The following is a 24,284-nucleotide window of genomic DNA, read 5'->3' as shown; positions in this document are numbered from 1 at the left end:
ATCAAGTTCGATGGCTCGGATGACCTTTTGACGAAGGTCGTAACTGTAGGGTTTGGGCATATGTATAGTGATCGCACTCCCTAGGAAAAGGAAAATAACTACATCCAGTTTATGCCCAAACCGCCTTGGCGGTTGTTATAAAACTACTAAATTAGTACCAAATAATCCTTCTAGTATTTTGTCAAATTAGTTTTGAGAGTTTGTAGTAAGAACTTTAGTGCTTAGAAAATAAAGACTAAAGTCCTGACTACGAACTTGTAGACAAACAATGCTTATCGACTTTGAACTATAGACTCTTGACTAGAGTTTTCAAGTTCGAGAAGTTCTACTCTGGCGGGTTTCCAACCACCTGCCCAAGCAAGGCATAGATGACGGAAACGATCGCCCCGCACCTCAAAATTCGGGTACTGGTCAAAACTCGCACAAGCCGGAGATAGCAACACCACGGGCGCTTGATACTGCTTGGCTAATTCTGCCGACTTGGGAACTGCCCTTTCCATAGTTTCCACAATATGGTATGTATGATACCCCACCTCTCGGAGACGTTTGGCAAATGCGGGTGCAGCAGAACCAATCAATAACACAGCAGCAGCTTTGGTTTGAATTTGTGCTAGCCAAGCAGTATCATCACCTGCTTTGGCTTCTCCACCAGCAATTAAAATCGCTGGACTGTTAACCGATGCTAAACCAACTTCAGCAGCATCATAGTTAGTAGCTTTGCTGTCGTTAATGAAATCAATACCTTCCCATGTGCAGATATGCTCCAAACGATGGGCAACACCAGGAAATTCCCGAACTGCACGCACGATCGCATCACGATTAATTCCCGCTAATCTTGCTGTTGCTACTGCCATCAAAAGATTTTGCTGGTTATGTTCTCCCACCATTCGCAAGGTAGATACCTTCACAATCGGTTCTGGTGCAGAGATTGCAGTCAATTTTTCCACAACCCAACCGTCTTCAATGTAAAAGCCTTTTTCGCTAATCAGAAAATCTTTTCCTCTGACACTTGTCCAATAGGCATCAGGCCAAGCACTTAAACCAAGCTGGCTCAAGTAGGCATCATCGCCATTGAACACTTGCAACTCAGACTGACGTAATAATTTGGCTTTAATGTTGTAATAGTTCTCTAAAGTCTGATGGCGACTGAGGTGATCCGGTGTGAAAGTCGTCCAAACTCCGATCCGGGGAGCAAGAGAACTCGAAGATTCTGTTTGATAGCTGCTAACTTCCGCAATCACCCAATCAATATGATTTTGGATTGCAGTTTCTTCACCTCTGCCCCTCCGGGATAGGGCAACTTCACAAGCGGCGTAGCCAATGTTACCGCAGGCGGGTGCATTTAATTCTGCTGCTTGGAAAATGGCAGCAATTAAAGCTGTGGTAGTAGTTTTGCCGTTAGTGCCAGTAATTCCTACCCAAGGTAGCGATTGTAAATTTCGCCAAGCGAGTTCCATTTCGCCAATGGTTTCAATACCTAACTGGCGTGCCTCAACTAATGCGGGAATATCCCAAGGCACGCCAGGACTAACGACTATTAATTGAGGTAAATTAGCACCATTCAATTCTAGGGATTGTCCTAATTTAACGGTTATTTGCTCGGCAGCGAGTTCTTGTTGTTGTTCTAGGAGGGTTTTGGAGGTGTTGCCATCACTCAGCTCTACCTCCCAACCTTCCCGTTTCAACAATCTCGCCGCAGCAACACCGGACTTTCCCAATCCAATAACAGTAGCTTTGGACATAGATTGCAGCAGAGTGTCCCTGGTTAAGCACTCCCTATAGTAGCGTTTCTTGGCAAAAATTACACAAGTTTTTGTTGACCTACGCTACAGATTTTTGACGATCGCACCGAAGTCAGCTAAAACACGGGCATGATTGCGAACTAGTCCCAGTAGATGTAACCGATTACGCTTGACTTCTGGATCGGAGTCCATAACTAAAACGCTATCTGGGCCATCAAAGAAGTTACTAACTGCCGGAGCCAGTTTTGCTAGTGCTGCTACTAACAGTTGATAATTTCGTGTCTGCTGTGCTGCCCAGGAAAGCGGTACTGATTCGATTAGCGCATTATACAAAGCTATCTCAGAGGGCTTTTGGAATAATTCTTGACGAACTACGGTTGTTGGTTCTAGTTGTTTTGTATCCAAATCACCTTGGGCGGCTAATCGTGTGGAACGGTTAACGGTTTCGTAGATGTTATCTAAGGTACTATCGTTGCGGATTTGTTGTAAGTATAAGGCGCGATCGCGTACATCCAATAAATCTTTTAACGTCCGTTCTGTGTATTCTGGATCATTTTCTCCCAAAACTGCATTTACTAAATCGTAATCAATCTGTTTTTCTTCTTGTAGTAAAGTGCGGATGCGTTGCAAGAAAAACTCTTGTAATGCTGTGGTTAATGATGCCTGATCTTTCTGATATTTTGCTGCAAAGTCTGTTGCTATTTGCTTCAATAAATCATCTAAATTTATCGGCAAATTATCAAACCAAGCAATTTTAACTACAGCATTGGCAGCACGGCGCAAGGCAAAGGGATCGGATGAACCGGAAGGAATTAAGCCTAAACCAAAGATACTCACTAAAGTATCTAATCTATCTGCCAAACCAACGATTTTACCCGTGAGTGTTCCAGGTAAAATATCACCGGCTCCCTTTGGCAAATAATGTTGATAAATTGCCTTAGCTACTTCAGCATCTTCACCACTAGCTAAGGCATATTTTTCTCCCATAATGCCTTGTAATTCGGGAAATTCATACACCATTTGTGTCACCAAATCTGCTTTACATAATAAAGCAGCACGTTGGATTCTTTGGCTTTGATTTTCCGCTAATTCTAATTGACTGCTAATTTGCTCGGCAATTTTAACTATTCTATCTACCTTGGCACGCACCGAACCCAATTCTTCTTGGAAAGTGACTTTTTCTAACTTGGGTAAAAAGCTATCTATTGGCTTAGTTAAATCAGCTTCGTAAAAAAATCTGCCATCAGCTAATCTAGCACGAATTACTCTTTCATTCCCGACGGCAACAATATCTGATTTCTTGGGATCACCGTTAGAAATGGTGATGAAATTGGGCAATAATTCTTGCTCAAAACTCCCTGGTTTGAATACAGGAAAATAACGTTGATGAGTAACCATGACTTCAGTAATTACCTCAGTTGGTAATTCTAAAAATTCTGGTTCAAATTTACCAACAACTGCGGAAGGATATTCTACAAGATTGGTTACTTCCGCTAACAAATCGGGGTAAATTACTGTATACCCGCTTAAATTCTCTGCGACTGCATTTACTTGCTCTTTAATCAGATTTGCCCGTTCTTCTGGGTCAACAGTGACATAAGCAGACTTGAGGGCGGTAACATAATCAGTAGCTTGGGCAATTGTCACAGGATCAGGATGCAAAACCCGATGACCTTGGGAAATGCGATCGCTCTGAATCGTTTTAGAACCATTCACTAATTCTAAAGGCAGCACCGTCTCATCTAACAAAGCTACCAGCCAACGAATTGGTCGGGAAAACCTGGCATCGCCATTCCCCCAACGCATCAACCGCTTACCTTCTAAACCCCAAATCCACTGGGGAACAAGTTCTGTCAAAATTTCCGCCACAGGACGACCGGGAATTCTTTTTTGCACAAATACAAATTCCCCTTTGTCAGTGGGGCGAACAGACAGCGCATCCAGTTCCACACCTTGCTTTTTGGCAAAGCCTGCTGCTGCTGCTGTTGGCTGACCATCTTTAAAGGCGGCTTGGGCGGGGGGGCCTTTAATTTCTTCTTCTCGATCTGGTTGCTGCGATGGTAGCCCTTTAATCAATACCGCCAACCGCCGGGGAGTACCGTATATCTGGACACTTTCGCCCTTGAGGCTGTTTGCTTCCAGGCTTTGGGGAATGCGTTCCTGCCATTGCACTAAAGCATCACTGAGAAAACTTGCAGGTAGTTCTTCTGTACCAACTTCTAATAGAAACCCAGGCATAGGACACTGTTTTCAACTTTGCGTAGCTCAACTTTATCAGTTATTCTCAGGCGATCGATCGCTCGTGATTTTTAGCTGAATCGTTCATCGAAGAGGATAAGGGGAAAACCCCATAGTTAACAATTCAACATTCAAGACATTTTGCCTGCGGCACGCTATGCAAACAGACGGAGATTTAAACTCCTACTGTTGCAAGATCCCCCAGAGTAACTGGGCTACGTGAAAACGCAGGGATCTTAAACCCTTTAATTTACGATAAATCAGGAATGGAAGTTAAGCCAGAGTGGATTGTATACAAAGCAGCGTAGACACATTCGCAGAGCGTCTGTCTGCGACACGCTCTTCACGTTCGTAGAGAAGCAGCTTCTCGTCAGACATCACTATAGACTTGACATTTTATGCAAAACTTTATAAAACAAATGCTTCTCTTCATGGATTCATTACATTACATACTGTATTTTATGCGGTATTTACGGGTATATATTTCTATCATAAGCTTAGTATTGATTGATGCATTGATATATGCATCAATCAATTTTGGAGTTATGACCATGAAAAATATTTTCGCCAAAATCACCGCGATCGCTGCTGGTGTTAACAACCCAGCCCAAGCTATTGAATTAAACTATAACCTTATTAGAAATATGAGTGAAATTAATTTTACTTTTACCTCAGCATTTATTACTCAGCACTTAACACTGTTTTAGTCAGTGCCTTTGAACTACTCAAAAAGTGGGATTCTCCTCAATGAATACAATACTGATGACTTGGTTGAAAATACTTCATGTGCCAGTTGAAAAGGCGGAATGAGGGTTATATGCATAACAGTGAATATAATGTTACACTTTTTCAAGTGTAAATTTAAGCATTAGTTCGTAAATCAACAGACCAACTATTGTCATAATCACCAGAAAATAAAGTCTATATTTATCAATAGCCTAACCTGTTTATACAAAGTAATATATTAATTTTTAAGTGTTTTATGCAGTACAAAAATTCTCTTTTGAAAACCACGAAGAAAATTTATAACCAATGTTTAACACATTTTTTTTAATCAAACAATTTTGCCAGTCAAAATACAGTATTCTATAAATAAATGAAGTAATAAAATGCAGGAATAAAAATCAGATATAAACAGTTTCTATTTCTGCCTCCTGCCTCAAAAACGGTAACTTTGTACTTCATGCAAAAAAGTCCTATAAATAATAAAAATAGCAACCCCCACTGGCTATTAATAAGTAATCCGCTCGTCTCATGCTCTCTTCACAAAATTCACAAATAGTTCATGCATATTCTGATTTATTCCTACAACTATCATCCAGAGCCAATTGGAATTGCTCCGTTAATGACTGAATTGGCAGAAGGACTAGTAAAGCGAGGTCATAAAGTGCGAGTGATTACGGGAATGCCCAACTATCCTCAGCGCGAAATTTACGATGGGTATCAGAATAAATGGTATCTTACGGAACAAAAAAATGGCGTCACAATTGCGCGAAGTTACGTCCGAATTAAGTCTAAACCTAACCTGGTGGATCGGCTGTTACTGGAGTTGAGCTTTGTTTTTACAAGCTTACCCCAAGCCTTTAAAGGTGGGCGACCAGATGTGATTATCTTAACAGTCCCGCCGCTACTAGGTACTTTACCAGCAACAACATTGGGCTGGTTATATAACTGCCCAGTAGTTCTAAATGTGCAAGATATTTTACCAGAAGCTGCTGTGCGTATCGGGCTATTAAAAAACAAGTGGATGATCCGAACTCTTGCAGCTTTAGAGAAATTTGCATATCGGACTGCACACACTATTAGTGTGATCACTGATGGGTTTCGTGAGAATTTAGTAAATAAGGGAGTACCTGTTAATAAAATCGTTTGTATTCCCAATTGGGTAAATGTAAATTTCATTCGCCCGTTACCGAAACAGAGCAACTCCTGGATATCTAACCATCAACTAGATGGTAAATTTGTAGTACTTTATTCAGGCAACATTGCTCTAACGCAAGGTTTAGAGACAGTAATAGAAGCAGCCGTTTGTTTACGTCATATCAAAGATATTGTCTTTGTCATTGTTGGCGAATCAAGAGCATTGCAAAGGTTGCAGGAATATTGTCTATCAAATGGAGCAGATAATGTTTTGCTACTACCGTTACAGCCGCGAGAAAAACTACCCGAAATGCTAGCAGCTTCTGATGTCGGGCTAATTGTGCAAAAGCACAATGTGATTTCGTTCAATATGCCTTCAAAAATACCACTGTTATTGGCGAGTGGTCGCCCAATTGTGGGTTCAGTTCCCGCCACTGGTACTGCTGCTAAAGCGATCGAACTCAGTGGTGGTGGGATAGTTGTTGAACCAGAATCACCCCAGGCAATGGCTGCTGCGGTGCATGATTTATATGCTAATCCGGCTCTAGGGACGAAGCTAGGTAAAACAGGAAGACAGTTTGCCAAAGAAAACTATTCTTTAGAGCAAGCACTGGATCGGTATGAGTGGCTTTTTTCTCATATTGTTGCCAACCGAAAATCAACTGTGGGTATTTTACCAAAATTCGATTCTAAGGAATCAGTTGTGGATGGTTGAAGGGGATTGAGGATTTCTCGCTTGACTATACAGACAAAACCCTAATTGGGATAAATTAAATCATCCATTCGGGTGAGTTAAAAATCAACCGATCGGGTGAACTAACTGTAGGAAGTTGAGACTGGTTAAAAATAGGAATCTAGAGAATACTGATTGATTGCACGTCGTTCTTGATGAGGATAACTTGATGATTAATTAATAGAGCTGAATTAATCAGCGTAGGCGTAGCCCGCCGTACCCATACGGGGAAGCAAGCCACGCGTTGGCGGAGCCTCTCGTAGAGAAGGCATCACTATCACTCCAGACTCTTTTCTTCCTTAAGATCAGTATTCAGTAATACTCAAGAGCGATAAACTCATCTGTAACTAATACCAATCTTGTCTGCTATGTGGTTATAATGCAAGCAAGCGCTTGCAAACACTCATAGAAAACTTAGCGTCAAGTACGGCACAAACTTATGCACCCTTGATCTAGTCAGCAACTAAGGTATTTGCAACAGCAAGTTTAACCACAGCAACAACGCGAGAAATTGCTAGTGTTGCTGCGGTCAATGAGGTAACTTTATTTCGTCATTTCCATAACTAAAAAGCAACTACTAACTTGCTCTAATTACCGAAGCGATCGCTTTACAGGCAGAAGCATTAGCTGCAACAACATGAACCGTGCTTTCTCTGTGAGCTAAGGCACTGGGTTTATACTGACTAACACAAAATTATAAATTACACTTTAAGAAATTTATCGGAGTTAAGGAATGTACAAATAAACCATAATGTGCTGAACAAAATTGGTTCATTTTAGGTGCTAGACATGGTGAGCGATCGCCCAAATACCCAAACATAATTTTTCACCAACATAGAGAAAAAAGGTTAAAAAATTATTCAAATAATTAATGCTTTTTTAGCGAAAAGTAGATTGCCCAAGTCTAAATCCACAAGACGAGAAAACGAAGATGTCCCATTCTGAGTTCCCTGACTCTCCCCTTTCCATTGAAACAGAACAGCCCGCTGTGACTGATTCTAGTCAAGAATCGCAACAATTGCCACAGCGATCGCCTAAGCCACCTCAAAAACGTCGTTGGCCCCTACTATTAGGAATCGTCTTATTAATTGCAGGTGTAGGTTTTGGTTGGCGTTGGTGGCAAACTAGTAATGCTAGGAATGCACCAGGTGGTGCTGAAGCAAATGCTGGTCAACCTAGAGCAGTTCCAGTCAAGCTAGCAACAGTGAAAACTGAAACCGTTCAAGAAAATTCGGAGTTTATTGGCTCCTTAGAGGCTCCACGTTCAGTAATCATCAAGCCACAGGTTGAAGGACGAATTACGGAGATTTTCATCCAAGAGGGCAACCGCGTTCAACAAGGACAAGTCATTATTAGTCTGCAAAGTGATAATGTCCAAGCTCAATTGTTACAAGCTAGAGGCTTACTGCAACAAGCCCAGGCACGTCTTGCTGAACTCAAAGCAGGTACACGACAAGAAGAAGTTGCCCAAGCTAGAGCGCTGTTAGCCCAAGCCCAAGCTCGTTTTAGAGATGCCCAATCGGGATCGCAACCAGAAGAAATTGCTCAGGCTGAGGCTCAAATTCAGTCAGCTAAGTCTGATGTGGAACTAGCACAGTCACGCGCCAAGCGATATGCACAATTGAGAAAAGAGGGCGCAGTTTCCCAAGATACCTTAGAAGGATATGTCAAAGAACAGCAAAGTGCTGAAGCTGCCCTGGTTGTAGCCCAGAAACGCCTAGATCAACTCCGCCAAAGCAGAAAATCTAGTATCAACGAGCTAGCTGGTGCCTTGGAACAACAGAAACAAAACTTAAGACAACTAGAAAATGGTTCCCGTCCAGAAGAAATTGCCCAAGCGCAATCGCAAGTAACTCAAGCAGCTGCCCAAGTTCAAGCTGCCCAAGTCCAATTGCAATACACAAAAGTTCTAGCACCTTTCACTGGCATTGTTGGTGATATTCCAGCAAAGGTGGGAGATTATGTGCAAAAAGCTGATCAACTCACTACACTAACTAGAAATGACTCTTTAGAACTGAATATTTCCGTTCCGCTAGAAGATGCCAAAAAGCTACGCTTGGGATTACCAGTGCAAATGCTAAACGCCCAAAGCAATACCATAGCAAGGGGTAAGGTGAGTTTTATCTCCCCAAACGCTAGTTTAGATTCGCAGGCAGTTTTGGTAAAAGCCAACTTTGGTAATTCGAGAAATCGACTGCTTAATCTTCAGTCAGTGCAAACTAGAGTGATTTGGAATGAACGTCCAGGAATTTTAATTCCAGTTACAGCAGTATCTCGCTTGGGTGGAGAGACTTTTGTATTTGTGGCGCAAGAAGCGCCAGCAGAAAAGTCTAAACCTGGAGCGCCATCTTTAGTAGCTCAACAAAAGCCGGTGAAATTGGAACAATATCATACTCAGGGGAATAATTATCAAGTTATCGAAGGACTAAAAGCGGGGGAGAAAATTGTTGTTTCTGGTATTCTTAACTTAACCAATGGCGCTCCCATTACTCCTGAAACACAAGAAGTTGGTAGTCAGAAGCCTTAGCTGAAGAGAAGATGAAGGGACAAGGGGGGGACAAGGGAGACAAGGAGAATAAGCAATGCCCTTTAGGAGTGCTGTTAGCTCTCTTCTCTTCTTAGGCCAATACCAAGGATGCACATTATGGCTTCTTTAGGAGTGCTGTTAGCTCTCTTCTCTTCTTAGGCTGCGCCAAAGGGGCGTTTAGCCTGTGCTGAGTGCTGAGTGGGGAATCTCACTTCTTTACTCAGCACCCAGTGTTTGTACCAGTGGCGTTTTTTCTGGAAACCACAGGCGCACTTTATCAGCAATTTGCGCTGACGATCGCTTTTTCCATTGCAATTTCTACATTTCTAGCTTTGACTCTAACACCTTCTTTATGTGTGCTGCTGCTACGTCAAGGACAAAAACCTTCAGACTTACTGAGTTAGATTTTTGACCCTATTAATTGCTTTATCGACTGGGTACAGCATGGCTATAAGCGATCGCTAAATAAATATTACATATCTGCTTTAGCACACCCTATTATGAATATGAATGGAACTCCTACAAATCAAACGAATTAAACAGCTAGAGAAAAAATTGAATTTGTAGATTGATTGCAAAAATTCCACAACGCCCTCAAAATTTCCATGTGGGCATGAAGGCAAGCTCGAATGTATAGTACAGATGTACGCTGAAATCAAGACAATGGTAACAATAGCAATCAATCCCTATCTCGATGGCAATTTTGCTCCAGTCCATAAAGAAATCACCACCGATAAATTGCCAGTCATCGGTGAATTACCTCTTGACCTATCAGGGATGTTTGTGCGGAATGGCCCTAATCCTCAATGGACACCTATCGGTCAATATCACTGGTTTGATGGGGATGGGATGTTGCATGGTGTACAAATTAGCAACGGCATAGCCACTTATCGTAACCGCTACGTCCAGACAGTCGGATGGAAAAAGGAACGAGAAGCGGGTAAAGCTATTTGGAGTGGATTGTTAGAACCACCACAGATGGATAATCCTTACGGTGCTTACAAAAATACTGCTAATACTGCCTTAGTGTGGCACGCTGGTCAGATGTTGGCGCTGAACGAAGGGGGTAAACCTCACGCCATCAAGCTGCCTGAATTAGAAACCATTGGCGAGTACACCTACAATGGCAAGCTGGTTTCTGCCTTCACAGCCCATCCCAAGGTAGACCCCGTTACAGGGGAAATGATTTTCTTTGGCTACTCTCTGTTTGCGCCACCGTATCTGCAATATAGTGTGGTCTCAGCCCAAGGCGAACTGTTGCGAACAGTGCCAATTGAACTGCCAATAGGGGTGATGATGCACGATTTTGCCATCACTGAAAACTACACGATTTTCATGGATTTACCGCTGACTTTTAACCCTGAGCGATTACAACGGGGAGAACCTGTAATGATGTTTGAGCGCGATCGCTCTAGTCGCTTCGGCATTGTACCACGTCACGGTGACAATAGTAATATCCGCTGGTTTCAAAGTCCTGCTTGCTACGTCTTCCATACCCTCAACGCTTACGAAGAAGGAGACGAAGTAGTGCTGATTGCCTGTCGCATGAGTTCTACAAGTGTTTTGAGTTCTGATGATTCGCAACCCGACCCAGACGCAAATATTCCCCGCCTGCATCGTTGGCGATTTAACCTCAACACGGGGACAGTACGTGAAGAGATGTTGGATGATGTAGCTTCGGAATTTCCCCGCGTCAACGAAAATCGATTGGGGCGACAAAACCGATATGGCTACACTAACAAAGCGGCAAACAGTCCCGTACCTTTATTTGAAGGTATCATCAAATACGACTTCAGCAATGGAAAACCCCAAACACATGAATTTGGACAGGGGCGCTATAGCGGTGAAACTGTGTTTGCGCCGCGTCCTGGTGCAACAGCTGAGGATGATGGTTGGCTGATGACTTTCGTCCACGATGAGAATTCAAACACTTCAGAATTAGTAGTGGTGAATGCCCAAGATGTGACGGCTAAACCAGTAGCGCGGGTGATAATTCCGCAACGAGTGCCTTATGGGTTTCATGGTGCTTGGTTTGCCGAAGAATAGCTAAATGGGCAATTAGAAACCGCGTCTACACAGACAAAACCCGCCTAAGCGGGTTTCAAATTCTTTGAGTCAGTGCAGGCAGACTTGGTTTGTATAGCCGCGATTTCTAATCACCAGCTATTCCTCCCTATTTCCTCAAATTATTTTTCACTATACCCCCCAGCGTAGTCAATCACGCAGATTGTTCTATATGATTTGTGAGTTCCATAAGCAACACCAGAGACTTTAAAAGCGCCGTTAAAAATGTTTTTTCGATGGCCGCGATCGCGCACACCATCATCAATAATTAACTGCATAACTATATCTTGAGCGCTGTTTGGCCCATAACTGATATTTTCGCCTGCGGTTGTTTGCCATTTACCATAGCGGTTGATGCGAGTAAATGGGTTGCTACCATCACTACCATCATGACCTGTAACACCTTTTGGGCCTTGGTCTTTTACGTGGTCTTTTGCTCCTAAAGACATACCTTTAGATGCACTCAAGGCTTCTATAGGACGTGCTGATTTGAGAAATGCGATCGCTTCATCAACTGCTTTGACTCCTTCTTGAGTTCGCAGATAAGTATTATTAGAAATTTTGACTCGGTTCCCTTCAAAGCGCTTTCTATAGTTTTTCATAATCGGGAGGTATGCTTTAGGATTTGTTCTTACCTTATTTGTTTCAACAATTACCTGTTGTTCCAACGGTGAAAGGTAACTCGCCTTTGCTAATAAAGTTGGACTAGTTTGTACTGCTGGGTTAGGGTTGGCTACAGACGGGTTAGATTGAAGTAGTTGATTTGAGCAGCCCAATATCAAGGTAATTGGCAAAAATACCCAAAAATTCATGCGATGCATCGATTACCTCACAATTTTTCTATGGATTAATTTAGTGAATTAGAAGAAATAAGAATTTTCAACGCACAGATAAGTCTGTAGACGCTTCTGCCATTAGAAACGATATCAGAACTTAAGTTAGTTTGCCAAAGAAAGCGCAGATTAACGCGCCAATAATATTGATAAAGTTGCGATTGCCTTTGTTCCTAAAGTGTTACAAATCTATCACTTAACACCTGTTGTAACATTGAAAACACGAAAACGTAAATAATAACAAAAATCTTTTTTATACTTTCAAAAACCAGCGTTGCCGATACATTAGAACACCAACAGCCCACCATAACAACACGGTGACTAAGGCAAATAACAGGGAACCATTCAGCGCTCCCGCCCAAGATGCGAAAAAATTCTGGTAAATCCAATTGTAGGTATTGGGAGCGTCTTTACCAGTGCCAATAGTGGTTTTGACTAAAATTTTAATCAATAAAACCGATGCAACGAAAAGAGCGATCGCATTTAAGCCCATAATTTCAAAAGGTTTACTCCAGCGACGCATCAGCCGTACTTCGATGAGTTCATAACAAGCTGCTAGCAATAATAACGCCCAACCTGTTGTAAAGACTACATAAGAACTTGTCCACAGCTTTTTGTTGATTGGGAATGTCCACCCCCACGCCCAACCAATAATTAAGCAACCGACTCCAAATAATCCTAAACCGATACTTGTGCGAGACTGTGCAGGTTGACTGCGTATCCATTGACCAGTAAAGTAGCCAGCGAGGACGCTTCCTATCGCGGGAATAGTACTGAAAAGTCCTTCTGGATCTCCCATAAAGTTGAAACCATCACCTTTATATAAATGTGCATTGGGAATAATCAGGCGGTCAACATAAGCACCGAAATTACCTTCTCGCGTCAAAACTCCCGCACCATATTCTGGCACTGCTACATACATCATCGTTAGCCAGTAGGCAATGAGTAGCACTGCTGCTAGTATCCATTGACCTTTGCGCGGAAGTTTGAGAACAGCTAGAGAAGCCAGCAGATAGGTAAGGCTGATGCGCTGCAACACTCCCATAATGCGGATACTATTCAAATCAAAAGTCCAAATACCCTGATTCCAAAAGCCATTTAGTAGCAATCCCAAGGCAAAGAGAATAGCGGCGCGGCGCAATATCCGCCAGTAAATAGCTGAGGTTGGTTTATTGCCTTCGGTGTATTTTGACAGCGAGAAAGTCATCGCTACACCGACAATGAAGAGAAAGAAGGGAAATACCAAGTCCGTTGGTGTGCAGCCGTGCCAATCGGCGTGGGCTAAGGGAGGATATACATCATCTGCGACACCCGCCATATTAACGAGAATCATTCCAGCGATAGTAATGCCACGAAAAACATCCAGTGAAGTTAGGCGCATAGACGAAATTTTGTGTTAGATGAGTATCTAAGTTACCCCGGTTTATGAAGGTAATCAAGCAAAATTTATCGGTCTACTTACCAAATATAGTTTTTCATCAAGGTTCCTGGAACAGTTCGGGTTTCTGCCCATACTATCTTGTACGAAACTAAAAGTATGCGATCGCACCTAAGCCACAGTTTTAGCTATCCAAAAAGGATTGGTAGCACTAGAACTATTAATAAACTAGATTTACTCAAATTTCAGTCAATCTATTGCTATTTAAGTGTAAATGCAGTTGTCTTGTCACTAGACTTAGTATAAATTGCTATAAACAAAAGCTGTGACTAAAAAACAGCTAACTTTATTGAAGGTGTGCTTGCTTATATAACAACTAAAAATATTGCGGTTTTGTCCCATTAGATAAAAGGTTTAATTACCGATTGATTTTGGGAATGGAAGCGAATGCATAGTCATTCACTTTCTATTTTTTTATGCGTGAAAAAAAATCTCAAACTAACTAAAGCTAACAAATTATATTTAAGGATAATAATTATGATAAAACTGCCAGAAAATCATCACCATAAAACTAGAAATAAGTCTACTAAAAAATTACTAGAAGCAAGCACAAATATTGTTTTTATAGATCCAAAAGTTATAGATTACCAAAGCTTGGTCGCTGGTATCACACTCGGCAGTGAAGTTATTATTCTTGATCCCAATAGAGACGGTTTAGCACAAATAACCGAGTTTCTCGCAAAACGTGAATCCAATTCAGTTCAATCAATTCACATTGTTTCCCACGGAAGTGTGGGGAGTTTGCAACTAGGGTCAATCAACTTCAACCTTAGCAATCTGGATAGCTACAAAAATCAGTTACAAAAGTGGGCAACTGCTTTAACTGATAAAGCTGACATCCTACTTTATGGCTGTGATGTAGCCAGTGGCGAAGGTACAAAATTTGTGCAGCAGATTAGCCGAATTACTGGAGCAGATGTTGCCGCTTCCACTGACAAAACCGGAAGTGCAGCTTTAGGTGGCGACTGGGATTTAGAAGTGAAGACGGGGAAAATTGAGGCTTCCCTGGCATTTCAACCGGAAGTAATACAGGCTTACCAATCTATTTTGCCAGCTAGTTTTACTGGCACATACTCTCAAAACTTCAACACATTAGCTACTTCAGGAACATCTATTGCTTGGGCTAATGATTCAACTATTTCAGGGTGGTATTCCACAAGAACAAATTATAACGCTGGCTCTGGCACTAATAATGCAGGTGCAATGTACAGTTTTGGTACGACCACAGACCGGGCACTTGGTTCTGTAGCTTCTGGTACTACAGGAACTATTTATTATGGATTGCGCCTCCAAAACAATACAGGTTCACCAATTATTAAGTTGCAAGTAAGTTACACAGGTGAGCAATGGCGTACTGGTGGTAATACATCGCAGCAACAGCTGAAATTCAATTATCAAACTGGGTCAACTCTCACAAGTTTGACAACAGGAACATGGACGCCTGTGACATCGTTAGATTTCACCGGGCCAATTGCAACTGCAACCGCAGGTGCCCTGAATGGTAATCAAAGTGCCAATCGAACTGTCATAACGCCTGTAATAATTAATCTAGCTACCCCAATAGCTAACGGTGAAGAGATTATATTGCGTTGGGAAGACATAGATGATGGAGGCAACGATCATGGTTTAGCCATTGACGATGTATCTGTCAAAGTAGATGGCACTACTTATATAGTAACTAACACCAATGACAGCGGTGCTGGCTCCTTAAGGCAAGCTATTATCAATGCCAATAACGATCCAGGGATTGAGACAATCCTCTTTGACACGACTGGAATATTCGGTGATGCCACTCCCGACACCATTACCCTCACTTCTGGGGAATTGAATGTTACTGAAGGAGTGATCATTCAAGGAACTGGGGCTAATAAACTTACCATCAGTGGTAACAATACTTCCCGTGTTTTTAATGCCAGTGCCTCCCTTTCAATTGATGGGTTGAAGATAACTGGGGGAAATGCAGCAAATGGTGGTGGGATCAACAGCACCAGTAGTGTTACAGTCAGCAATAGTACTTTTTCTGGCAATACTGCCAGCACTAGCGGCGGCGGCATTTACAGCAGTAGTGCCACAGTCAGCAATAGTACTTTTTCTGGCAACACTGCCAGCACCGGCGGCGGCATTTACAGCAGTAGTGCCACAGTCAGCGATACCAGTATTTTTAGCAACATAGCCAACCTTGGGGGAGGCATCTACAGCACCAATGCCACAGTTAGCAATACTACTCTTTTTGGCAACACTGCCAACAGCAATGGCGGCGGCATCTTTAGTAGCGGTAGTAATAGTAGTGTCACCATCAGCAATAGCACTATTTCTAGCAATACGGCAAAAACTAACGGTGGCGGCATCTACAGCACCAACAATACCACAGTCAGCAATAGCACTATTTTTGGGAACACCTCTGATAGTGATAACAATGGACAAGGTGATGGTGGCGGCATTTACAGTACCAGTAGTGTCACAGTCAGCGGTAGTAGTATTTCTGGCAACATAGCGAACCTTGGGGGAGGCATCTATAGTACCAATGTCACAGTAAACAATAGTACTCTTTCTGGCAACACCGCGAACAGCAATGGCGGTGGCATCTTCAGCAATACTAGTGTCACTATCAGCAATAGCACTATTTCTAGCAATACAGCAAAAACTAATGGTGGCGGCATCTACAGTCGTAGCAATGCCACAGTCAGCAATAGCACTATTTTTGGAAACACCGCTACCCAAGGTAATGGTGGCGGCATTTATAAATCTGGCGGCACGGCGACGGCGATCGTCAGCAATAGCATCATTGCTGGCAATATTGATCCAGGTAATCAAGGAGCCGATGTCTTTGGTAACAACTTCAATGGTAATGCTTACAACCTAATTGGCAAAATTGTTGGTAAATCATCCGGGACTCTGGGTACGGGTACAGATATTATTAACCCTAACCCCGGACTCAAACCGTTAGGAAATTACGGTGGTTCTACACAAACTCACGCTCTATACTTTAACAGTCCTGCCAGGAATGCTGGCGATCCGGCTTACAGTGGTGGCTTAACTACCGATCAGCGTGGCACGGATTTTAACCGTATTGAAAGCGAGAGAATTGACATTGGAGCATTTGAATATGTGCTTCCAAAAGTCAGCTTTGGTGCTGCTACATACAATACAACAGAAGATAGTACCGCCACTACAGTAACTATTTCTGTTACCTTAGATGCCTCTCCCGAAACGGCTGTCACAGTTCCTATTGTCGTCAAAAGCAATAGCACGGCTACTAGTGGCAACGATTATACTTTTTCCCCCGCTACCATCTTCTTTACTGCTGGGGCGACAGGCTCAAATTTAACACAGCTAATTACTTTTACTATTAACCCAGACGATTTACCTGAGAATGCAGAAACAGTTGTACTCAACTTTGGCACGCTAGCAGGGGCTGATTTAGGGACAATAACTGAAACTACTCTCAATATTGCTGCTAATGATGCGATTCAATATGCAATTTCCACTCCCACCTCAACTTTAACTGAAGGTAATAGCGGTACTCAAGCTGTTAGCTTCACGGTTACTCGTAGTGGTGGTATTGGCGTGGCTAGTACTATAGATTATGCTTTTGGCGGTGCGGCAATTTTTGGCAGTGACTATAACAATATTCAAGTGACGGGTGGAGGAACTGCTGCATCTGGGACTTTAAGCTTCGCTGTTGGGGAAAAAACAAAGACAATTACAGTCGATGTTTTGGGTGACAACACATTTGAACTCAATGAAGACATTACTGTTATCTTGAGTAACCCCAACCTCACAACTGCACCGGCAAATTCCACAATTACTAACAGTTCAGCTACAGTCAACATCATCAACGATGATATCCAACCAACTATTAGCATCTCGGATATCTCAGTTATTGAAGGCAACACAGGTACAACAACTAACGCTAACTTCACTATTAGTCTTTCTAATCCCAGTTATCAGCAGGTTACTGTAAATTACAACACGAGTAATAGCACTGCTCAAGTTGCTGACTCTGATTACAATTCGGCTTTAGGGACGATTACTTTCAATCCTGGTGAAACCAGTAAAACTCTTAGCATTGGTGTTGTAGGCGATAACAAATTTGAAACTGACGAGACATTTTCCGTCAATCTTTTGGCTGCGACAAATGCTGCGATCGCAGATAGTTTAGGAGTTGCTACCATCATCAACGATGACAACCAACCAACTATCACTATCTCAGATGTTTCAGTTACTGAAGGCAATACAGGCACAACAACTAATGCTAACTTTACTATCAGTCTCTCCAATCCTAGTTCTCAGCAAGTTACTGTAAATTACAACACGAGTGATGGTACTGCTCAAGTTGCTGACTCTGATTACAATTCAGCTTTAGGGACGATTACTTTCAATCCTGGTGAAACCAGTAAAACTCTTAGCATTGGTGTTGTAGGCGATAACAAATTTGAAACTGACGAGACATTTTCCGTCAATCTTTTGGCTGCGACAAATGCTGCGATCGCAGATAGTTTAGGAGTTGCTACCATCATCAACGATGACAACCAACCAACTATCACTATCTCAGATGTTTCAGTTACTGAAGGCAATACAGGCACAACAACTAATGCTAACTTTACTATCAGTCTCTCCAATCCTAGTTCTCAGCAAGTTACTGTAAATTACAACACGAGTGATGGTACTGCTCAAGTTGCTGACTCTGATTACAATTCAGCTTTAGGGACGATTACTTTCAATCCTGGTGAAACCAGTAAAACTCTTAGCATTGGTGTTGTAGGCGATAACAAATTTGAAACTGACGAGACATTTTCCGTCAATCTTTTGGCTGCGACAAATGCTGCGATCGCAGATAGTTTAGGAGTTGCTACCATCATCAACGATGACAACCAACCAACTATCACTATCTCAGATGTTTCAGTTACTGAAGGCAATACAGGCACAACAACTAATGCTAACTTTACTATCAGTCTCTCCAATCCTAGTTCTCAGCAAGTTACTGTAAATTACAACACGAGTGATGGTACTGCTCAAGTTGCTGACTCTGATTACAATTCAGCTTTAGGGACGATTACTTTCAATCCTGGTGAAACCAGTAAAACTCTTAGCATTGGTGTTGTAGGCGATAACAAATTTGAAACTGACGAGACATTTTCCGTCAATCTTTTGGCTGCGACAAATGCCGTGATTGCAGATAGTTTAGGAGTTGCTACCATCATTAATAATGACAACCCAACAACTGTCAGTATCTCCGATGTCTCAATTGCTGAAGGTAACACAGGCACAACAATTAATGCTAACTTTACTATCAGTCTCTCCAATCCTAGTTCTCAGCAGGTTACTGTAAATTACAACACGAGTGATGGCACTGCTAAAGTTTCTGACTCTGATTACAACCCTGCTTCCGGGACGATCATTTTCAATCCTGGCGAAACCACCAAAACTCTTGGTATTGCTGTCATAGGTGATAACAAAGCTGAAAACAACGAGACATTTTCTGTCAATCTCTTCGGTGCTACAAACACCACGATTACTGATAGTTTGGGAGTGGCTACTATCACAAATGATGACGAACCTCCAGCCATTAGCATTGCAGATGTATCAGTCAAAGAAGGCACAACAGGGATGATAACTAATGCTAATTTTGTCGTCACTCTCTCTAATGAATTTTATCAAAGGGTGATTGTAAATTACAGTACGAGTGATGGTACTGCTAAAGAATCTGACTCGGATTACAATTTTGGGCTGGGGACAATTATTTTCGACTCTGGCGAAACTAGCAAAGTTATTAGTATTGGCGTCAGAGGTGATAATAAAGTTGAACCCAGTGAAACATTTTTTGTCAATATTTATGGTGCAGCAAATGCCATATTTAATAAGAACCAAGGAGTTGGCACAATCAAGAATGATGACTAATTGTTATTGAGCAGAACTATTAGCGATCGCTGCAATTATTCCAGCCCAGAGTAGCCGTTAGGAAAATACTTATATTATAAGTTGCAGTTTATTAATTTTTGCGCCCGTTTTTTGTTTGAAAAGTATTAATTAAAACATAAAAACTACTTAGCTCTAGTTGGACTAGCATTTTAAAATCTAGGATTAAGCCATTATCAAAAAAATTTATCCTAAAATCAAATATTCAGTAAATTTACGTATGCGGATTCAAGTCTTCTCAATGAATAGTAGAATTAGCCCATACAGGAGAAGACTGTGACGCTCTTAAATGAAGCTCAAGTAGAGCAACTAAAGGAAATAACCACACGCTTGCGACAAGTAAGACAAGAAAAATCTATCCGTATAGAAGAAATAGCCTCTCAGACGATGCTTCGAGTAGGTATTTTGCAAGCTTTAGAAGAAGATCGATTTGAAGAATTGCCTGAGCCAATTTTTCTTCAAGGATTTATCCGTCGTTATGGAGATGCTTTAGGGCTGGATGGAAATGCCTTATCGTACAGCCTTATAACCAATGTTGTCTGTCAAGATTCTAAAAATGCTCATCACAATTCAGACAACAAACAAAATACATACATACCTCTTGTTCTGACCTATATTTTATTATTGGTCGGTGCATCTGCTGGTCTTCTTCATATACTTAATCCACAGCTTACAGCTGAATCCCTAACTCCAGAAGACAATAATCAACAGTCAATAGTCAGTAATCAGACTAACAAATGACCAAGAAGGCAGAGGAAGTGGGGAGTGGGGAGCAGTGGAAGATAAGGGAAACAAGGGAGACAAGAAGAATACCGATGCCCAATGCCCCATGCCCCATGCCCCATACCCATTTTCAATCAAGATATTTGCGGTTTACGCAGATGCCAACTAGTAGATTGTTCATAAGCATAAGCTACCTGAAATAATTGGTCTTCTCGCAGCACATTGCCAATTAGCTGTAATCCTATCGGTAGCCCTTGATCGTCAAAACCACATGGCAAACTCAAACTGGGTAAACCAGCAAGATTTACAGGAATAGTCATCAAGTCAGTTAAATACATACTCAAGGGGTCAGTAGTTTTTTCCCCTACTTTAAATGCTGTAGTGGGAGATGTGGGACAAACTAACACATCAACCGCGCCAAAAGCCTTTTCAAAGTCTTGCTTAATCAAGGTGCGGACTTTTTGCGCTTTCAGGTAGTAGGCGTCATAATAGCCAGCTGAGAGGGCGTAAGTGCCAATCATAATCCGACGTTTGACTTCTGTACCGAAACCGGCTGCACGGGTACGAGTGTACATTGATAGCAGATTATCTGCATCAGGAGCGCGATACCCATATTTAACGCCATCGTAACGAGCTAGGTTTGCTGATGCTTCTGATGGGGCGATGATGTAGTAGGTGGGTAAGCCATAACGAAAGCGAGGACAAGAAATTATATGAATTTCCGCTCCTAGGCTTTGTAGTTGATCTACTGCTTTGGTAACAGCTTGTTCCACTACAGAGTCTAAACCTTCACCAAAAGTTTCTTTAATGATACCAATTCTTAGCTGACCTCTGGGTTTGAAGTTTGGTTTTAAGCTAGCAGCATAGTTGGGAATCGCAACTTTCAAGCTAGTAGAGTCTTTGGGATCGTAACCTGCGATCGCACTTAATAATATTGCCGCATCTTCTACTGTGTTTCCAAATGGCCCAATTTGATCCAAAGACGAAGCGTAAGCCACCAAACCATAACGAGAAACCAAACCATAAGTTGGTTTCATCCCCACAACACCGCAGAAAGACGCAGGTTGCCGAATCGAACCGCCAGTATCAGAACCAAGAGCAACTACACATTCTTGGGCCGCCACCGCCGCCGCCGAACCCCCAGAAGAACCACCTGGAACTCGTGACAAATCCCAAGGATTAGCCGTGACTTGATAGGCAGAGTTTTCTGTGGAACTACCCATTGCAAACTCATCCAAGTTGGTTTTGCCTACCATTACCGCCCCAGCATCTGCCAGTTTTTGCGTCGCCGTTGATTCATAAGGCGGCACAAAATTTTCCAAAATCCGGGAGGCGCAGGTGGTAGGAATCCCCTTGGTACACATATTGTCCTTAATCCCCACGGGAATGCCCGCTAGCAGCCCAATTTCTTCTCCTGCAGCAATTTTGGTATCCACAGCACCCGCCTGCTCTAATGCCCGATCTGCCGTCACACATAAAAAGCTGTGCAATTTCGGCTCTAACGCTTGAATGCGCTCTAAAGCTTCTTGGGTAATTTCAACGGCAGAACGTTCTTTTTTAACCAGTTGTTGGTGCAACTCGCGGATGGATGCCATGATTGCTCTCTTTGTGACTCAAGTCATTGATTCTAGTACATATTGGTCCAAATTGGGTATTGGTTATTGGGCTTTGGGCATGGCTTATTCTCCTCTGCTTGCCATTCCCCATTCATCTGAATAAGCGGATTAATATGTATTGAAATGTGTTTAATACGTTTTGAAAAACAGCAAATACATAGCTATCAACCGTCTATTGAATAGTTTACCAAAGTTTTCATATATATTGGCTACTTTTGTGTAAGAGTATAGCAGTGTTTTCTAATGATATAATTTTGTATTACCACCATATTAATACTACAAACTTCATAATTTTATCAATTCCACAAAATTTTTCGAGGTAAGGTAGGATGATAAAAATAGCCACACGTAAATATTTAGGCAAACAAAATGTTTATGACATTGGGGTTGAGCATGACCATAATTTTGCAATCAAAAATGGCTTAATAGCTTCCAATTGTTTCAATAAATCCCATTCGACAGCCTATGGTTATGTAACTTATCAAACAGCATATTTAAAAGCTAATTACCCATTGGAATATATGGCGGCACTGTTAACGGCTAACAGTGGTGATACTGAGAAAGTACAGAGATATATTACTAACTGTACAAATATGGGGATTTCCATAGATCCGCCAGATATTAATCGTTCTGGTGTTGATTTTACGCCAACGGCAGGCAAGATTCTGTTTGGATTTTCGGCGGTGCGTAACGTGGGACAAAATGCGATCGCTTGTATTTTGGAAGCGAGAAATGAGACAGGAGAGTTTAAATCCCTCGCTGATTTTTGCGATCGTGTGGATTTGCGTGCTGTTAACCGCCGAACTCTGGAGTCGTTGATTTACTGTGGAGCCTTTGACAAAATTGAATCCAACCGCCAACAGTTAATTAACGACTCAGAATTAGTCTATGATTGGGCACAATCTCGCGCTAAAGATAGAGCGAGTGGTCAAGGGAATCTATTTGATTTATTGGGCGACGGATTTTCTTCGGCTCAGAATAAAAGAGCAAGTAATGCCTTTGAAACTGCTCCAAAATCTAAACCTATAATGGATTTTACCCCCCAGGAAAAGTTGCAAAAGGAGAAAGAATTACTAGGCTTTTATGTATCAGATCATCCCCTAAAATCCTTACGACAAATAGCACCACTTTTGACACCAATTAACCTTTCGCAACTGGCAGATCAAAGAGAAGAAACGAGGCTTTGTGCAGTTGTGATGTTAAATAACGTGAAAAAAGTGGTGACAAAAAAAGGCGATCAGATGGCAATCTTGCAAATAGAAGACCTAACTACACAATCAGAAGCTGTAGTTTTTCCGAAAACTTATGAACGTATTAGTTCCATACTCCAAGTTGATACGAGATTGATTATTTGGGGAAAAGTAGATCGACGTGACGAGCAAACTCAATTTATTCTTGAAGATGCAGAACCAGTGGAAACAGTACAAATGGTGATGGTGGAGTTAAATCCCCAGCAAGCAGGTAATATCGATTACCTACATCACTTGAAAACAATTTTACAAGATCACTCAGTAGACAAAGAAAAGGCAAAAATGCCAGTGATTGGAATTATCCAAACTGAAACTTCTCGTAAGCTTGTTCGCTTAGGTTGGCAATTTTGTGTACAAGATTCTCGAATAACTGTTCAAGCTTTACAAAACGCCAGTTTTCATGCTCATATAAAATCCCTGACTGGTAGCTGACGCCAGCAGGGAAAAATCCACCAATACTGAAAAGCAAATTAAAAATTAGTTTTATTGAACTGTCAACAGTAAATTGCCTTAAGTATCCAGGATGTTAATCGTTTTTTTAGTTACTTATGCGGATGATAATTTCCTTGAGTAAGTGGTATCTTTTGATGCTAATACCCTTAAGGCTGCGACCGGGGGAAGGAGTTAGAACTTGATGATCGTCAACGAGCTACATAGATTTGTTTCATACTGTAAAAAAATTCAACCCCAAACTCACGAGGACATTCAAAAATTTTTTGAAGGAGTGATATTATTTCCTTATGATAAGGAACTTCTATTGCAAGCTTATTTATTTCTGAATATTAAAGAATTGTTTCCCTCGTGCGCTGAATTGCTGTTATTTGAAAAGTCTCCAATTTCAGATTACACAGATTTAGGGAAGTGTGATTTTGTCTTCCTAACCTTTAAAGGTAGTCTGTTTTTAATTGAAACTAAGTTTATTGATACAGAAGCAACAGGAGCAACGGAACGAAAAAGAAGAAATAAGCATAGAAACAAGGTATTTGAGCAAGTTATTACTTTAAAAGGTCGATTTAGCGAATATTGGAATATGAGGCTAGATCAATTAGAGTGCGGGGTTTTCACAACAGATGCAGAAGTTGCTTGGCGAGGAAATGGTGTGAATGTGACATCTAAATCAATATCTATAGATAAGCTCGAACAATGGCGAAGAAGTTATCACAGTAGTGAAAAATTTTTATCTCATCAAAATGGGTCAAAGTTTGAGGAGAAGGTTAATTTGAAAGGTTGAACTAAGACCCAAATATAGTTATTACAGTGAATGGTGTATGGGGCATAAAAGTAATTAACAATGCCCCATACACCAACCCAGAGAAATTATCTGGGTTTTCCTTCCCATCA

At 41.7% G+C, this 24,284-nt stretch carries 13 protein-coding genes and 2 pseudogenes; 10 read left to right on the top strand and 5 right to left on the bottom strand.

Annotated elements, in window-relative coordinates; translation table 11 throughout:
- Nucleotides 1-272: 272 nt before the first annotated feature.
- Together murD and glyS are read right to left on the bottom strand one after the other, a co-directional pair.
- Nucleotides 273-1,742 (bottom strand): UDP-N-acetylmuramoyl-L-alanine--D-glutamate ligase, encoded by a 1,470-nt coding sequence (gene murD, locus V7L12_RS13810; RefSeq protein ID WP_335084819.1) that lies wholly within the window; start codon nt 1,740-1,742, stop codon nt 273-275.
- Between the two features lie 84 nt (nt 1,743-1,826).
- Nucleotides 1,827-3,980, bottom strand: a complete 2,154-nt coding sequence (gene glyS, locus V7L12_RS13805) for a glycine--tRNA ligase subunit beta (protein ID WP_335084818.1) — start codon at nt 3,978-3,980, stop codon at nt 1,827-1,829.
- A gap of 551 nt (nt 3,981-4,531) precedes the next feature.
- Here glyS and V7L12_RS13800 point away from each other — a divergent pair.
- The 6 genes and pseudogenes from V7L12_RS13800 (at nt 4,532) to V7L12_RS13780 (ending at nt 11,146) form a co-directional block, all read left to right on the top strand.
- Nucleotides 4,532-4,687, top strand: a complete 156-nt coding sequence (locus tag V7L12_RS13800) for a hypothetical protein (protein WP_335084817.1) — start codon at nt 4,532-4,534, stop codon at nt 4,685-4,687.
- A gap of 578 nt (nt 4,688-5,265) precedes the next feature.
- Nucleotides 5,266-6,555: a glycosyltransferase family 4 protein gene (locus tag V7L12_RS13795; RefSeq protein WP_334821879.1), complete on the top strand. Its 1,290-nt coding sequence runs from the start codon at nt 5,266-5,268 to the stop codon at nt 6,553-6,555.
- A gap of 525 nt (nt 6,556-7,080) precedes the next feature.
- Nucleotides 7,081-7,140 (top strand): annotated as a pseudogene (locus tag V7L12_RS33190) (hypothetical protein); the annotation flags it as partial.
- Nucleotides 7,141-7,504: 364 nt separating this feature from the next.
- Complete coding sequence (locus tag V7L12_RS13790; RefSeq protein WP_335084816.1) at nt 7,505-9,100, top strand: efflux RND transporter periplasmic adaptor subunit; 1,596 nt, start codon at nt 7,505-7,507, stop codon at nt 9,098-9,100.
- Between the two features lie 230 nt (nt 9,101-9,330).
- Nucleotides 9,331-9,567 (top strand): annotated as a pseudogene (locus V7L12_RS13785) (efflux RND transporter permease subunit); the annotation flags it as partial.
- 196 nt (nt 9,568-9,763) lie between these two features.
- Nucleotides 9,764-11,146, top strand: coding sequence for a carotenoid oxygenase family protein (locus V7L12_RS13780; protein WP_335084815.1), 1,383 nt, complete (start codon nt 9,764-9,766; stop codon nt 11,144-11,146).
- A 140-nt stretch (nt 11,147-11,286) separates the two neighbouring features.
- Here the strand turns inward: V7L12_RS13780 and V7L12_RS13775 are convergent, their stop codons facing one another.
- Both V7L12_RS13775 and V7L12_RS13770 read right to left on the bottom strand, forming a co-directional pair.
- Complete coding sequence (locus V7L12_RS13775; RefSeq protein ID WP_335084814.1) at nt 11,287-11,985, bottom strand: CAP domain-containing protein; 699 nt, start codon at nt 11,983-11,985, stop codon at nt 11,287-11,289.
- 265 nt (nt 11,986-12,250) lie between these two features.
- Nucleotides 12,251-13,378 carry an acyltransferase family protein gene (locus V7L12_RS13770; RefSeq protein WP_335084813.1) on the bottom strand — a complete coding sequence of 376 codons (1,128 nt, stop codon included), beginning with the start codon at nt 13,376-13,378 and terminating at the stop codon, nt 12,251-12,253.
- 534 nt (nt 13,379-13,912) lie between these two features.
- On the opposite strand from V7L12_RS13770, the gene V7L12_RS13765 reads away from it, so the two are divergent.
- Nucleotides 13,913-19,336: a Calx-beta domain-containing protein gene (locus tag V7L12_RS13765; RefSeq protein WP_335084811.1), complete on the top strand. Its 5,424-nt coding sequence runs from the start codon at nt 13,913-13,915 to the stop codon at nt 19,334-19,336.
- A gap of 294 nt (nt 19,337-19,630) precedes the next feature.
- A complete protein-coding gene (locus tag V7L12_RS13760) occupies nt 19,631-20,095 on the top strand; it encodes a helix-turn-helix domain-containing protein (RefSeq protein ID WP_335084809.1) in 465 nt (154 codons plus the stop codon).
- Between the two features lie 116 nt (nt 20,096-20,211).
- On the opposite strand, the gene gatA is transcribed toward V7L12_RS13760, so the two are convergent.
- Nucleotides 20,212-21,672 carry an Asp-tRNA(Asn)/Glu-tRNA(Gln) amidotransferase subunit GatA gene (gatA, locus tag V7L12_RS13755; protein ID WP_335084807.1) on the bottom strand — a complete coding sequence of 487 codons (1,461 nt, stop codon included), beginning with the start codon at nt 21,670-21,672 and terminating at the stop codon, nt 20,212-20,214.
- 350 nt (nt 21,673-22,022) lie between these two features.
- On the opposite strand from gatA, the gene V7L12_RS13750 reads away from it, so the two are divergent.
- Together V7L12_RS13750 and V7L12_RS13745 are read left to right on the top strand one after the other, a co-directional pair.
- Nucleotides 22,023-23,375 carry a helix-hairpin-helix domain-containing protein gene (locus V7L12_RS13750; protein ID WP_335084805.1) on the top strand — a complete coding sequence of 451 codons (1,353 nt, stop codon included), beginning with the start codon at nt 22,023-22,025 and terminating at the stop codon, nt 23,373-23,375.
- Between the two features lie 202 nt (nt 23,376-23,577).
- Nucleotides 23,578-24,174 carry a hypothetical protein gene (locus V7L12_RS13745; protein WP_335084802.1) on the top strand — a complete coding sequence of 199 codons (597 nt, stop codon included), beginning with the start codon at nt 23,578-23,580 and terminating at the stop codon, nt 24,172-24,174.
- Nucleotides 24,175-24,284: the final 110 nt, after the last annotated feature.

Origin of the sequence: Nostoc sp., from assembly GCF_036918245.1 — a bacterium.
Lineage (GTDB): Bacteria > Cyanobacteriota > Cyanobacteriia > Cyanobacteriales > Nostocaceae > Nostoc.
Note: the sequence above shows the minus strand (reverse complement) of the source record. Positions and strands in the feature narration are given on the sequence as shown.

What these genes read in the sequence shown, in the direction of transcription:
- murD (WP_335084819.1), bottom strand. Translation starts at nt 1,742, where the DNA reads ATGTCCAAAGCTACTGTTATTGGATTGGGAAAGTCCGGTGTTGCTGCG.
- glyS (WP_335084818.1), bottom strand. Translation starts at nt 3,980, where the DNA reads ATGCCTGGGTTTCTATTAGAAGTTGGTACAGAAGAACTACCTGCAAGT.
- V7L12_RS13800 (WP_335084817.1), top strand. Translation starts at nt 4,532, where the DNA reads ATGAAAAATATTTTCGCCAAAATCACCGCGATCGCTGCTGGTGTTAAC.
- V7L12_RS13795 (WP_334821879.1), top strand. Translation starts at nt 5,266, where the DNA reads ATGCATATTCTGATTTATTCCTACAACTATCATCCAGAGCCAATTGGA.
- V7L12_RS13790 (WP_335084816.1), top strand. Translation starts at nt 7,505, where the DNA reads ATGTCCCATTCTGAGTTCCCTGACTCTCCCCTTTCCATTGAAACAGAA.
- V7L12_RS13780 (WP_335084815.1), top strand. Translation starts at nt 9,764, where the DNA reads ATGGTAACAATAGCAATCAATCCCTATCTCGATGGCAATTTTGCTCCA.
- V7L12_RS13775 (WP_335084814.1), bottom strand. Translation starts at nt 11,985, where the DNA reads ATGCATCGCATGAATTTTTGGGTATTTTTGCCAATTACCTTGATATTG.
- V7L12_RS13770 (WP_335084813.1), bottom strand. Translation starts at nt 13,378, where the DNA reads ATGCGCCTAACTTCACTGGATGTTTTTCGTGGCATTACTATCGCTGGA.
- V7L12_RS13765 (WP_335084811.1), top strand. Translation starts at nt 13,913, where the DNA reads ATGATAAAACTGCCAGAAAATCATCACCATAAAACTAGAAATAAGTCT.
- gatA (WP_335084807.1), bottom strand. Translation starts at nt 21,672, where the DNA reads ATGGCATCCATCCGCGAGTTGCACCAACAACTGGTTAAAAAAGAACGT.
- V7L12_RS13750 (WP_335084805.1), top strand. Translation starts at nt 22,023, where the DNA reads ATGATAAAAATAGCCACACGTAAATATTTAGGCAAACAAAATGTTTAT.
- V7L12_RS13745 (WP_335084802.1), top strand. Translation starts at nt 23,578, where the DNA reads ATGATCGTCAACGAGCTACATAGATTTGTTTCATACTGTAAAAAAATT.